Origin of the sequence: Streptomyces sp. NPDC059092 (assembly GCF_042756365.1) — a bacterium.
Lineage (GTDB): Bacteria > Actinomycetota > Actinomycetes > Streptomycetales > Streptomycetaceae > Streptomyces.
Map to the genome: position 1 here is coordinate 30,022 of NZ_JBHZEJ010000052.1, position 12,301 is coordinate 42,322.

At 69.1% G+C, this 12,301-nt stretch carries 11 protein-coding genes; 6 read left to right on the forward strand and 5 right to left on the reverse strand.

Features of this window, described 5'->3' with window-relative positions; genetic code table 11:
* Nucleotides 1-112: 112 nt before the first annotated feature.
* Nucleotides 113-433: a hypothetical protein gene (locus ACFXPL_RS26090; RefSeq protein ID WP_384924029.1), complete on the forward strand. Its 321-nt coding sequence runs from the start codon at nucleotides 113-115 to the stop codon at nucleotides 431-433.
* The gene (locus tag ACFXPL_RS26095) at nucleotides 430-819 is read left to right on the forward strand and encodes a hypothetical protein (RefSeq protein ID WP_384924031.1); all 390 of its coding nucleotides are present in this window, start codon (nucleotides 430-432) and stop codon (nucleotides 817-819) included. The genes ACFXPL_RS26090 and ACFXPL_RS26095 overlap by 4 nt, the downstream gene beginning before the upstream one ends.
* Nucleotides 820-853: 34 nt before the next feature.
* On the opposite strand, the gene ACFXPL_RS26100 is transcribed toward ACFXPL_RS26095, so the two are convergent.
* The 4 genes from ACFXPL_RS26100 to ACFXPL_RS26115 all read right to left on the reverse strand — a co-directional run bounded on the left by ACFXPL_RS26100 (nucleotide 854) and on the right by ACFXPL_RS26115 (nucleotide 7,724).
* The gene (locus ACFXPL_RS26100) at nucleotides 854-1,552 is read right to left on the reverse strand and encodes a LuxR C-terminal-related transcriptional regulator (protein WP_384924033.1); all 699 of its coding nucleotides are present in this window, start codon (nucleotides 1,550-1,552) and stop codon (nucleotides 854-856) included.
* Between the two features lie 253 nt (nucleotides 1,553-1,805).
* Complete coding sequence (locus tag ACFXPL_RS26105; protein WP_384924036.1) at nucleotides 1,806-3,653, reverse strand: PQQ-binding-like beta-propeller repeat protein; 1,848 nt, start codon at nucleotides 3,651-3,653, stop codon at nucleotides 1,806-1,808.
* Between the two features lie 96 nt (nucleotides 3,654-3,749).
* Nucleotides 3,750-5,657, reverse strand: a complete 1,908-nt coding sequence (locus tag ACFXPL_RS26110; RefSeq protein ID WP_384924038.1) for a PQQ-binding-like beta-propeller repeat protein — start codon at nucleotides 5,655-5,657, stop codon at nucleotides 3,750-3,752.
* A 252-nt stretch (nucleotides 5,658-5,909) separates the two neighbouring features.
* The gene (locus tag ACFXPL_RS26115; protein ID WP_384924040.1) at nucleotides 5,910-7,724 is read right to left on the reverse strand and encodes an ABC-F family ATP-binding cassette domain-containing protein; all 1,815 of its coding nucleotides are present in this window, start codon (nucleotides 7,722-7,724) and stop codon (nucleotides 5,910-5,912) included.
* 202 nt (nucleotides 7,725-7,926) lie between these two features.
* On the opposite strand from ACFXPL_RS26115, the gene ACFXPL_RS26120 reads away from it, so the two are divergent.
* Genes ACFXPL_RS26120 through ACFXPL_RS26130 form a run of 3 tightly spaced genes read left to right on the forward strand, consistent with a single transcriptional unit; the run spans nucleotide 7,927 to nucleotide 10,410 of the window.
* Nucleotides 7,927-8,226 (forward strand): hypothetical protein, encoded by a 300-nt coding sequence (locus ACFXPL_RS26120; protein WP_384924042.1) that lies wholly within the window; start codon nucleotides 7,927-7,929, stop codon nucleotides 8,224-8,226.
* A gap of 10 nt (nucleotides 8,227-8,236) precedes the next feature.
* Nucleotides 8,237-9,859, forward strand: a complete 1,623-nt coding sequence (locus ACFXPL_RS26125) for an alpha/beta hydrolase (RefSeq protein WP_384924044.1) — start codon at nucleotides 8,237-8,239, stop codon at nucleotides 9,857-9,859.
* The gene (locus ACFXPL_RS26130; protein WP_384924046.1) at nucleotides 9,859-10,410 is read left to right on the forward strand and encodes a hypothetical protein; all 552 of its coding nucleotides are present in this window, start codon (nucleotides 9,859-9,861) and stop codon (nucleotides 10,408-10,410) included. Before ACFXPL_RS26125 ends, ACFXPL_RS26130 begins: the two co-directional genes overlap by 1 nt.
* A gap of 133 nt (nucleotides 10,411-10,543) precedes the next feature.
* Here ACFXPL_RS26130 and ACFXPL_RS26135 read toward each other — a convergent pair whose 3' ends face one another.
* Entirely contained in the window at nucleotides 10,544-10,876 is a 333-nt protein-coding gene (locus ACFXPL_RS26135; protein WP_384924048.1) for a hypothetical protein, read from the reverse strand.
* Between the two features lie 324 nt (nucleotides 10,877-11,200).
* Here ACFXPL_RS26135 and ACFXPL_RS26140 point away from each other — a divergent pair, with 324 nt between their 5' ends.
* Nucleotides 11,201-12,295, forward strand: coding sequence for a hypothetical protein (locus tag ACFXPL_RS26140; protein WP_384924050.1), 1,095 nt, complete (start codon nucleotides 11,201-11,203; stop codon nucleotides 12,293-12,295).
* Nucleotides 12,296-12,301: the final 6 nt, after the last annotated feature.

The window sequence follows — 12,301 nt, forward strand, 5'->3', positions numbered from 1 at the left end:
CAAAAGCAAACACAAGAAATCACAAATCGACAGTCGCGGTCAAGAGGAAAGGGTTTTGATCGGAAACGAAGAAGGGGCACGACAGCGCGTATACGCGACGTATCCTGGCTCCGTGAAAGATGCGAAAGACGTGATGATCCGTGTCCCCGACGCCGTCCGCGACCGCCTCGCCGTACTGGCCGAGGCCCGCTCCCTCTCGATCAGGGCCCTGCTCCAGGAGTTCGCGGAGTCCACGCTCACGCCCGAGGAACGTGAGGAAAGGGCCGCCGGGGCGAGGCAGTACCTCGCCGAGCACTTCGGAGCGCTGGTCAGCGACGCCGACGAAACCGCGATGCAGCGGAAGATCGATGCGGCGTTCCACCGCGCGCACGCCGCCGGGACGGCCGAGACGACCGTAGCCGTCGAATCGAACGAGATTCGGGACGCCGCGTGAGCCTTCAGCACCTCGTTCTCGACGACCCGACGCTGCTGGCTCTGGGCGGCGGGAACAAACCAGCCTCGACCCTCGTCATGCGCGGTTACCGCAACGCCGACGTACGTCTCCTCGTGCCCACGCTGTGCCTCCTCGAAGCCGACCGTAAACGGGAGGGGGTCGGCGTCCACACCGGCTCGCTGGACGCGTTACACACCGTCGACCTGGACTTCCCCGGAAGTCTCCAGGTCGCCGAACTGGCCCGCGCGGGCGTGCCGATCGGCATCGCGCACGCCGCGGTCACAGCCGCGCCGACCGCGGACCGTCCGACCGGTGCGATCGTCGCGACGGTCGCACCGGAGAATTACGAGGGCCTGCGCGTCGTCGTCCTCGACCTCAACAAGTAGCTCCCCGCCGCGCGGCGGACCCCGGCACTCGCGCTCAGCCGGGGTCCGTCGCCGTCTGGCGCGATGTCAGGGCGGCCGCGCGGTCCAGGAGCCCCGTGCGGGCCGCGAGGGCCGCGGCCTCCAGTCGGGAGCCGACGCCCAGCTTCATCAGGACCCGCTGCACATGGGTCCTGGCCGTGCTCGGCGCTATGCCCATGCCCGCCGCGATCAGCCGCGTGTCCTCGCCCTCCGCGACCCGTACGAGCACCTCGATCTCGCGCGGCGTCAGCATCCGCAGGAGCCGCTGGCCCTCGTCGTCCGGCTGCGCCGCCGGGTTGAGCAGTTCCGTGAACGCCCCCTGGAGGAGCTGCGGCGCGACCGCCGCCTCCCCCGCCCGCGCCTTCACCATGGCCCGCTCGACGCCCTCGATGCGCTCGTCGTGCCGTACGTAGCCGGACGCGCCCGCCGCGAACGCCGCCGCGATGCCGCGCGGGCTCGGCACCGGGCCCAGCACCACGACCGCCACCTGCGGGCGGTCCCGTTTGATCCGTACGATCGGGTCGAACGCGCCCGGCTCCGCCGGTGCCGCCGTACCCATCAGGCAGACCTCCGGCGCCCTGCTCACCACCAGCTCCGCGACGCCCGCCGTCGGCGCCGCCGCCGCGAGCACCCGGTGCCCCCGCAGCTTCAGCGCGGAGGCGAGCGCCTCGGCAAGCAATCTGTGATCGTCGACCACCATGAGCCGCACGCCCATCGAGCAACCCCCATCCCCCGCTGGTCCCTGACCCCCCGGCCTCTGACCCGGCAAGCTACACGCTTGTTCGACATCGCGCGCGCCCTACCGGTCAGAAGCCCCCCGGATCAGCGAAATTCGTCTTGTTCAGGGCAAGTTGACCTCACATTCGGCCTCTCCGGAGGCGCGAACGGATCACTCCCTGATCACGCGTGAGCGGCCCCGCCGTCACCCGGCGGGGCCGCTCACAGAGGTCGTACGGGGCGGGCCGGCGTCAGCGCGCCGTGAACATCACGGCGAGGTTCTTCCGGCTGCTCGACGTGGACGGCTCGCTCAGCATGACGTCGGAGATGAACAGCCGGCCGTCGCTGTAGAGGAGCTCCGAGTAGTCCGCGCTGAAGCGGGACTCCAGGTCGTCGAGCGAATCGTCGGACGGGTTCTGCATCAGCACCGTCTGCTTGAACGTTCCGCCGTCGACGGAGACGATCTGGCCGCCCTCGCCGTACGGGGGCCGCTTGTAGGCGATGATGTTGCCGCCGTCCATGCGCAGCGGGGAGATCGTGTACGTGCCGCCCGCGTCGGCCCGGTTCGAGGTGGTCTTCCCGGTGGCGAGGTCGTACGAGATGATCTCGTTCGTCTCGCCGTAGTCCTCGCCGTCCGCGTCGTGCTCCTCGGTCGGCAGGTAGAGACGGTCGTTGCCGACCACCATGTGCAGGCACTTCTCGACCTCGGTGGCACCGCACTCCGCCGACATGTTCCCCGCCGGGAACTTGGCGCGCAGCTTGCCGGTCTTCTCGTCGATCGAGAAGAAGTCCGAAATGCTGCTGCCGCCGACCGCGGTCTCACCGATGTCGGCGGCGACGACGAGCGGCTTGGTGGAGATGACGCCCGCGTACTTGACGCCGACCGGCATCTTGAACGTCGAGAGCACGGCGCCCGTGAGCGGGTTCAGGTTCTGGATCGAGACCTGGGGGTCGTCGTACGAGCCGCACTTGCGGGCCGCGACCAGCCCCTCGCCGCCCCCGTACCCCATGTCGTAGCAGCCCTCGGCGCTGACCTCCGGCTTCCACCGGACGGTGCCGTCGGCGACGTCGAAGGCCGCGCCGCCGTCCGTACCGCCCGCCGCGACCGTCGAGCCGCTGAGCGTGACCTCGCTGAAAACCGACTTGCTGTCACCGGAGTTGGAGCCCGTGACGGACTTGTTCCAGAGCAGTTTGCCGGCCGCCAGGTCGATCACGCCGACCTCGGTGCACTGCTGGTAGTCCTTGGCGTTGGCGCGCTTGGCGGGCTCGAACGCGATCGCGGTCCGGTTGTCCTTGGTGACGTGCTTCGTCGCCGCGCAGACCTGGCCGGGCAGCGGGATCGTCCAGAGCTCGCTGTTCTTGTCCCGGTCGTACGCGACGATCTCGTTGACGCCCGTCTTCACATAGGCGGTGCTGGTGAGCCAGGAGCCGCTGACGTCGGTGATGCCGGTGACCTTGGGCACCGGGAGCTGGTAGCCCACCGTGGACCTGGTGTTGGACGGCGCCTTCTCCGTGCCGCCGCCACCGAGGTCCTTGCCGCCGCCCGCGGCGCCCCCGGTGGAGCCGCCGGACGCGCCGGCCGTGGAGAGGTTCTTCTCACCGCCGCCGGAGGAGGAGGCGTACCAGACGCCGCTGCCGATGATCAGTACGACGGCGACGGCCGCGGCGATGATGATCTGCATCTGGCGGTTCGGTTTCTTGCCGCCACCGGGGCCGGCCGGACCGGCCGGACCGGCCGGGGCCCCGTACGGGTGCTGCTGCGCGTACGGACCCTGCTGTCGCGCGTACGGGCCCTGCGGCTGCGTGGGCGGTGTGGGGTACCCGTACCCGGGCTGACCGGGCTGCTGCCCCGGCTGGCCGGGCTGGCCGAACGGGCCGGGCTGACCCGGGTAGCCGTACCCCTGCGGGTACCCGTACCCCGGGTTCTGCTGGGGCGGCGTCGGCGCGCCGAAACCCCCGGCCGGAGGCTCCTGCGGGGCGCCGAAACCCCCGGCCGGAGGCTCCTGCGGGGCGCCGAACCCGCCCTGCGGGGGCTGGCCCGGTGGCTGGGGCGGCTGGTTGGGCGGTTGGTTGGGCGGCGGTGGAGGTGGCTGCGTCATGGCGTACGTACCTCGGGAAATTCAGAGGAAGAAGGAGAGAGGGAAACGAGGATGGGCCGCGAGGGACGGGAGGAAGGGGAGCGGGACGAGGGGCTCTCAGTCACCGAAGACCATCATGGTCTTCGTCTTCAGTTCCTCTTCGTCGTTGCTCCCGCTGACCCGGCCGCTGGTCAGGTAGAACCGGCCGTCCGCGTAGAGGTACTTCGCCGAGTAGAAGGCGCTCTCGATCTCGGCCGTCGACGTCGGGTGCTGCTGGACCGTCTTCGGAGCGCCACCGGTCGCCGCGATCGTCGCGACCGTACCGCCCTTGTCGTACGAGGCGTTCATGTGGACGACGACCTTGCCGCTCTCCATGCGCAGCGGCGTCATCGTGCGGCCTGCGGGCGCCTTCGAGCGCCACGCGGATTTTCCGGTGGCCAGGCTGAAGGCGACGACCTCGTTCTCACGCGAGCTGGAGGAGCCCGAATCGGGCGCGGTCGCCATGTAGAAGTTGTTCGCGTCGGCGGCGACCCCCACACAGCCCTCCAGGTTCTGGCCGAAGACGACGAAGCCACCGTCGCACTGGCGCAGGAACTTGTCTTTGCTGCCTTCGAGTTGCGAGCGCAGGGTGCCGTTTTGGTTGAGTACGAGAATGCTCCAGGTGTCCTCGTCGCTGTTCTCCACGGAGATGACCAGCGGGTTGACCGAGTAGACCTTCTGGAGGTCCCAGCCCTTCTTGAGCCGGTACGACCACGTGGCCTTGCCGGTGGCCGGGTTCAGCTCCGAGACCCGCTTGTCCTCCGGGCCGCAGTCCATGGCGGCTATCAGCTTGGCGCCGCCGGCGAACGCCTCGGGCTGGCAGTCGCCGTCCTGCTTGCCGAAGAGTTCCTTGCCGTCACTGACCCGGTAGCCGTCGGAGTTGCCGGAGCGGCCGGCCGCGACGGTGTCTCCGCTGATCGCCAGCGTCAGGCCGCTGAGGAAGTCGAAGTTCCCGTGCGCGGTGACCTCCTTCTTCCAGCCACCCTTGCCGGTGGTGAGGTCGATCATCTGGAGCTGCGTGCACTTCGCGCTCTCGGTGTTGTCGTTCTTGAAAGCGATGACGATCTTGCCGTCGGTGGTGGGCGCGTTGGGGGCGGCGCACACGGGCGCGGCCGTCGGAACCGTCCACTTCTTCCTGCCGTCGCTCACGGAGTAGCCGACGACCGACTTGTACATGGCCTTGACGACCGTGTCGCCGACGATCCACGGGCCGTACACGTCGGCGCCGTTGCCCGGCAGGTCCACGTCGTTGGTCTGGAGCCAGGCGACCTTGGACTCACCGTCCTTGCGACCGGCGTTGAGGTCGTCGTCCGCCTCCCGGCCGCCGCCGCTGCCGTCGCCCTGGTCGATGTCGTCGTCGGACGACGTGGTCGGGTCGGGGCTCCCGCTCCCGCCCGCGACCGGCGGCTTGGCCTGACCGCCGCCGTCGTCACCGCTGAGGACGAACCACGTACCGCCGCCGACGACCAGCAGTCCGGCGACGGCCGCCGCGACGATGACGCCGGGCTTGCCCTTGAGGACGTTCTTGCCGCCCCCGGAACCGCCGGGGCCACTGCCGAGGGGCGCGGTGGGCGGGCCGGGGTGGCCGGGATAGCCGTATCCGGGCGGGGAGTTGTACGGCCCCGGCTGCTGACCGTACGGACCCGGCTGCTGGTACGGTCCGGGCGCCTGGCCGTACGGTCCCGGCTGCTGCTGGTACGGGCCGGGCTGCTGACCGTACGGACCCGGCGCCTGGCCCGGCGCCTGGGGGTAGCCGTAGCCGGGCTGTCCGCCGGGCGGCGTCTGCGGGTATCCGTAACCGGGCTGCGGGGCGGGTGCCTGCGGCGGCTGCGCGGGCGCCTGAGGTGGCTGGGCCGGCGGCTGCGCGCCCCCGTACGGCCCGTTCTGCGGCGGGCCCTGGGGCGGAACCTGAGGTGAATCCTGAGGTGAATCCCGTGGAGCGCCGAAGCCCCCCTGCGGCGGCTGCTGGCTGGGTGGCTGGGTCATCAGCGCTTTCCCCCTGTTGCTGCGGAGCACGGCCCGGTCGGACTCCCCCGCGATCCCGGCGGCCGGACAGAGCGGTCGGCCGGAATGGAGCGATTCGGGCGTGGGTTCCGCATCGTCACATCAGTCGAGCGGGGCTTCTTTGTATCACTCGGACCGCTGTACGGGACGGGCCGGTCCAGCCCCTGTTCCCAAGGGAGGACCGGCCCGTGACGCGCTCGTTATGCGCTCTGCACACCGTCTCTACGCATTCCCCTACGCGTCCTCCGCCAGCTCCAGCCAGCGCATTTCCAACTCGTCGCGCTCGGCCTTGAGTTCACGGAGCTGCCCGTCCAGTTTCGCCACCTTGGCGAAGTCCGTGGCGTTATCGGCGATCTGCTGATGGAGGGTCTTCTCCTGACCGTCCATCCTGGCGACCTGCCGCTCGATCTTCTGCAGCTCCTTCTTCGCGGCACGGTTGTCCTTGGCCGAAACAGCTCCCCCGTCCACCGGCCCGGCCGGCGAGGCGGACACGGACGCCGGAACCGCGGTCTCGACGAGCCTGCGGCGGCGCTCCAGGTACTCGTCGATCCCGCGCGGCAGCATCCGCAGGGCGCGGTCCCCGAGGAGCGCCATCACCTTGTCGGTGGTCCGCTCGATGAAGAACCGGTCGTGGGAGATGACGACCATGGAGCCCGGCCAGCCGTCGAGCAGGTCCTCCAACTGGTTGAGCGTCTCGATGTCGAGGTCGTTGGTGGGCTCGTCGAGGAAGAGGACGTTCGGCTCGTCCATCAGCAGCCGCAGCAACTGCAGCCTGCGCCGCTCGCCGCCGGAGAGGTCACCGACCGGCGTCCACTGCTTCTCCTTCGTGAAGCCGAACTGTTCGCAGAGCTGCCCGGCGGTCATCTCCCGGCCCTTGCCGAGGTCCACCCGGTCCCGTACCTGCTGGACCGCTTCGAGCACTCGCAGGGTCGGCTTCAGCTCGGTGACCTCCTGGGAGAGGTACGCCAGCTTCACCGTCCTGCCGACCATGACCTTCCCGGCCTCGGGCTGGACGTCGCCCTGACTGCGCGCGGCCTCGGCGAGGGCCCGCAGCAGGGAGGTCTTTCCCGCGCCGTTCACGCCGACCAGGCCGATCCGGTCGCCGGGGCCGAGCTGCCAGGTGAGGTGGGTGAGCAGCACCTTGGGGCCGGCCTGGATGGTGACGTCCTCCATGTCGAAGACCGTCTTGCCGAGCCGCGCGTTGGCGAACTTCATCAGCTCGGAGGTGTCACGCGGCGGCGGCACGTCGGCGATCAGCTCGTTGGCCGCCTCGACACGGAAGCGCGGCTTGGACGTACGGGCGGGGGCGCCCCGGCGCAGCCAGGCCAGCTCCTTGCGGACCAGGTTCTTCCGCTTGACCTCTTCCGTCGCCGCGATGCGCTCGCGCTCGGCGCGGGCGAAGACGTAGTCGGAGTAACCGCCCTCGTACTCGTGCACCGTCCCGCCCTGGACGTCCCACATCCGGGTGCAGACCTGGTCCAGGAACCACCGGTCGTGGGTGACGCAGACGAGCGCGGAGCGGCGGGCGCGCAGGTGCTCGGCGAGCCAGGCGATGCCCTCGACGTCGAGGTGGTTGGTGGGCTCGTCGAGGACGATCAGCTCCGGCTCGCCGATCAGCAGCTTGGCGAGCGCGATCCGCCGCCGCTCACCGCCGGAGAGCGGCGCGATGACGGTGTCGAGCCCCTGCGGGAACCCGGGCAGGTCGAGCCCGCCGAAGAGCCCGGTGAGCACATCGCGGATCTTGGCGTTCCCGGCCCATTCGTGGTCGGCGAGATCGCCGATGACCTCGTGCCGGACGGTGGCGGCCGGGTCGAGCGAGTCGTGCTGCGTCAACACACCGAGCCGCAGCCCGCCACTGTGGGTGACACGCCCGGTGTCGGCCTCCTCCAGCTTGGCCAGCATCCGGATGAGGGTGGTCTTGCCGTCGCCGTTACGCCCGACGACGCCGATCCGGTCCCCCTCGGAGACGCCGAGAGAGACACCGTCGAGCAGCGCACGGGTGCCGTACACCTTGGTGACTGCCTCGACATTGACCAGATTGACGGCCATCAACGCTCCTGTACGGGGGAAATCTCGACCGAGGGTCGATCGACGTACCAGCGTAGTCGCCCCGAGAGCAACGGCGGTCTGTGGCGATTTGCGCCCGCCGCGCCCGTTTCCCGGCCGCTCTTTGCTCGGGGGAACACTCTGGTAAATAAGATCCCGCCGTACGGCACAGTCGCGGTACGCGCATCGAAGGGGGAGGAAACGCGTGGCTTACGATCTTAATATTTCCGCAGGTGAGCTGAGAGCTTCCGCCGGGGCCGCGGACACACTGGTAACGGATCTCCAGCCGCTCCTGAAGAAGGCGGTGGACGATCTGGCCACCGCATCGGCTTCCTTCGGTGACTGGACGGTCGGCCCCCGCATGGAGGAGACCGGCGAAGGCTGGGGCAGCGCACTCGGCGCCCTGCGGGACGACCTCTCCCAGCACGCGCAGGGGCTGCGCATGCTCGCGAATGGCCGCGACATCATGGAACAGGAAGTTCTCAGCTCCTTCAGGGGCTGGTGAGGCGGCCGCGATGACGGAGAACTTCACGCGGCTGTTCAAGCAGGACTTCTCGGATCTGAAAGCCGCCGTCTCTTCCTGGAAGAAGCTCGCAGAGGCGCTGGGAAAGACCCGGACCGACAGCGGCAAGCGGGTGACAGGCCCGCTCCACAAGGCAGGGTGGACAGGCCTCAGCGCCACCTATGGCCTGGAGGCGATGGAGGCCACCGAGAGCAAGCTGGGCACGGCGCAACTCGACGCCCAGCTGATCACCACCGTTCTGGACACCTTTGAGACCAAAATGGGGGCGGCCCAGCGCAGGCTGCGCAACGCGGTGGCCGACGCAGAGGCAGCGGGGCACACGGTCCGGGCCGACGGGTGGGTGGAGCCGAAACAGGCCCTCGACCCCAAGTACCGCAACGACCCGGACTACGAAGGCCTTCAGAGTGAGGCCAACGCCGGGCTCGCCGGCTTCCGCGCCCGTATCGACGGAGCCCTCACCGACGCCGCGACCGCCAGCTCCGAGGCGGCCGGGCTCCTGCACCAGATCGACCCGTTCGACCTTGACAAGCGGTACGGCGGCGCGAACGCCCAGGAGGACGCCGCCCGGGTGGCCGAGTTCGCCGGGATCAGCCGGACGGACGTCCCGGACGGGAAGGACCCGGAGAAGGCGGCGGAATGGTGGGCCGGCCTGGACGAGAACGACCAGCGCTTCTACCTGGCCGCGTTCCCGGACCAGCTCGGCCCTCTGGACGGCCTGCCGGCGACGGCCCGGGACCACGCCAACCGGACCGTGCTGGACATGAGGCTCAACGACTACGCGCTGCGGGCGGGGGAGCTGGGCTACCACGACCGAAACAGCTACCGCTCACTGAACGCGCTCAAGGACCGCTTGGACAGGACGGACACCGCCCCTGCCCATAAGCAGCTGTATCTGCTCGGCTTCAGCACCGAGAAGGACGGCCGGGCGATCGTTTCCGTCGGCAACCCGGACACGGCAAGGCACACGGCTGTGCAGGTACCGGGTACGAGCAATCAGTTGGACAACGTGGGCAGTCAGATCGACCGGGTGGAGAAACTACAGAAAGCGGCAACACTCAGGTACGACGGGAACCCGAGTGACGTCTCCGTTATTTCCTGGCTGGACTACAACGCTCCTGAAGCCAATTTCGACCCCTCTGACCCCGAACTCAATCCGGCGATCGCCACCGATGGGCGGGCACAGGACGGGGCCGAAGACCTCCGCGGCTTCACTCATGGCCTCCGGGCTGCCCATGAAGGCGAGCGCACCCATCTGACCGTCCTCGCCCACAGCTACGGCTCCACGACCGCCGGCGCCGCCGATGCCGGGGGCGACGGGCTGGATGCGGACGACATGGTGATCCTCGGAAGCCCGGGACTGACGGTCGACCGTGCGGATCAGCTCCACGTCGACCCGAAACGCCTCTGGGTAGGCGCCGCCCCCGATGACATGGTCTCCAATTGGACCTCCGACCTCACGCTCGGCGCCGACCCCAAAGAGTCCGGGTTCGGCGCCCAGAGGATGTACGTGGATACCACTACCCACAGCGGCTACTGGAACGACGGTAGCGACAGTTTGAACAACCAGGGCCGCATTATCGTCGGCAAAGAACCGAAGAATGAAGGAGCAAGCTGATGGTTGTGCAACGGCTTGTCTTCTCACCTGGACTGCGCCGGAGCACGACCGCTCTGGTTCTGGCCCTGCTGCTGGGAGGCTGCGGTATGTCCGACGACGAAATCAACGATCCTCTCCCCAGGATGAGCAAGGAAAAGGCGGAGGAATGGGCCAGGCACTGGACCGAATCCATGGCCCGCACGGCCAAGGCCGAGATCCAGCCCGAGACCGACCCCGAAGTGCCCGCAGCAAGCTTCACCAACTGCATCGGCAAGAACGGCGAATCCGCCGATGACGGCCGGTTCTCCCTCAACTACGGTGTGCGCGCCAAACTGCCCAAGGCTCAACACGCTGAGGCAGTCCGCGCGATCAGAGACACACTCAAGGAAAAGGGCTTCGAGATCCAGGGCTACCGTTCGGATCCCAGCAAGGACCCGGCCAATCTGGTGGACGCCAGGCACCCACGGGATCACCAGTCCGTCTCTGCAGAGGATCTCAACGACGAACTCCTCGTACTGATCGTCACCACCCCCTGTCTCCTCCCGCCCGGTGTCGAGCAGAAGCAGCTCTGACCGCCTCACGCCAAGGAGCGATCGGGGCCAGGAGGGGGCCGTACGCGGAAAAGGGGCGGCAGCGGTGCGCCGGGGGCCACCGGGGTGGGCCTGGTCGGCGGGCGTCTGCTGCCGCCCCGTGGTGTGCCGCCGGTCATACGGACGGGCTCATCGCCGCCTTCACCTTGGGGTGGGACAGGTACTCGGCGCTGCCCTGGTAGTCGGCCGCGTAGCCGTAGACGATGGCTGAGCCCCAGGTCAGGGGCGCGCCGTAGGTGTTGCCGCTCTCGAACTCCGCTTCGCCACGGTCGTTCGTCATCGCGGAGCCCAGCTCCTCGTTGCCGTTCCCGGTGTAGAAGTGGATCTCCTCGCCCTCGATCGGCTCGCCGTCGGGCACGCTCGTGAGGGTGGCGACGGCCGTGCCCCGCGCACCGACGACGTGGCCCGAGATGCTCTTGACCCGCAGCCGTGTCTTCTTCTTGGCCATGCCCCGAACTCCTTGTGCTGAAGGAAGGCGACGGTGTGATCGCGCCGCCGGGCGACACCGTGGCACGAGTCCGTGCGGCGGGTGGAGCGGTGTGGCCGCCCGAGGGCGGCCGACCACCCAAATGCCCTACAGCGCGGCCCGATTGGCGGAGAATTAAGTGATCAGCGGTCGCAACACCCGTCCGGGGAACCGACGATGACCCCACCGGCCCCGGGCACGACGCCCGTGGTGAAGTCGGCCCGGAACCGGTGTGGCGTGTCGTCCTGACGGATCATCCGGACGGAGCGCTTCCCCGGGTCCGGGCGATGACAAGGAGAGAGCTCCATGGTCCATCACGCACGACCTTCCGGTGCCCGGGGGCGGCTGGTCCGCCGTACCGCCGTGGTCCTTCCCGCGCTGTCCGCCCTCGCCCTGACCGTGAACCTGCCCGCCGCCGTCGCCTCCGGTGCGGAGGAGATGCCCAGGGCCCGGGCCTTCGACCGGGACAAGGCGCTGCCGACGGTGTCGGAGGTGACGGGGCTGTGCGGCCAGACCCAGCGTTACGCGTGTTCCTTCCGGATCGATCCGGCCCGCTCGCGTGAGTTCACGAGTGCCGTCCACTCCGTGGCCAACGGCGCCATCAACTGTACGAACGAGCCGATGACCGTCTCCCGTACGGTCGCGCTCCAGTCGAGCAGTACGGACAACATCGGCGGGGAGATCTCCGGCAGCGGCACCATCGAGGGGACCGCCGCGACCGACAACGAGGTCAGCGGGTCGGGTACGGGGCAGGTCACCGCGCAGCAGACGCAGCAGGAGAGCGACAAGGCCAGCGCGACCCAGACGGGGAGCGCCAAGCTCGGCACCACCAATCACACCGCGCCCAAGGACAAGGGTCCCAACCAGGAGACCACGGTCGAGGGGACGGCGACCTCCAGTGCCACCGTGGAGCACACGTCCACGACCACCGAGCAGATGACGGAGATGGGCAGCACCACCGTGGCGTCGAAGAGCAATATCCACCTCGCTCTGCGGGGCGCCTTCACCGCGGCCTTCAAGGGCACCTGGAACCACACCTGGTCCATGACCAACACCGAGACGACGCAGGTGACGTTCACCGTCAAGGCCAATGACGAGCTTCAGTTCGGCGCGTTGAACGCCATGACCCGTACGGTCGGCGACCTCGTCGTGGACGGCACGGGCAAGCTGGTCAAGAACGTGACGGTGGACGGTCCTTCGACGGTGAACTCCTCCACCATCGTGGCGCAGACCTTCACCAACCCCGACAAGTGCCAGACGCTGCGGCCCTCGGGAGCCCAGGCCCGCCAGCCCGACGACGAGCCGAGGAGCGTCCGGCGGGCGGCCCCGCGCTCCGGGACGAGGGGCCTCACCGGGCAGTACGTCCTGGAGCGCGACGGGACGTGGCGCCGGACCGGCTGATCCCAC

Bases quoted from the DNA above. Each gene is read 5' to 3' on its own strand.
- ACFXPL_RS26130 (WP_384924046.1), top strand. From the start codon at position 9,859: ATGGTTGTGCAACGGCTTGTCTTCTCACCTGGACTGCGCCGGAGCACG.
- ACFXPL_RS26105 (WP_384924036.1), bottom strand. From the start codon at position 3,653: ATGACGCAGCCACCTCCACCGCCGCCCAACCAACCGCCCAACCAGCCG.
- ACFXPL_RS26100 (WP_384924033.1), bottom strand. From the start codon at position 1,552: ATGGGCGTGCGGCTCATGGTGGTCGACGATCACAGATTGCTTGCCGAG.
- ACFXPL_RS26110 (WP_384924038.1), bottom strand. From the start codon at position 5,657: ATGACCCAGCCACCCAGCCAGCAGCCGCCGCAGGGGGGCTTCGGCGCT.
- ACFXPL_RS26125 (WP_384924044.1), top strand. From the start codon at position 8,237: ATGACGGAGAACTTCACGCGGCTGTTCAAGCAGGACTTCTCGGATCTG.
- ACFXPL_RS26135 (WP_384924048.1), bottom strand. From the start codon at position 10,876: ATGGCCAAGAAGAAGACACGGCTGCGGGTCAAGAGCATCTCGGGCCAC.
- ACFXPL_RS26140 (WP_384924050.1), top strand. From the start codon at position 11,201: ATGGTCCATCACGCACGACCTTCCGGTGCCCGGGGGCGGCTGGTCCGC.
- ACFXPL_RS26115 (WP_384924040.1), bottom strand. From the start codon at position 7,724: ATGGCCGTCAATCTGGTCAATGTCGAGGCAGTCACCAAGGTGTACGGC.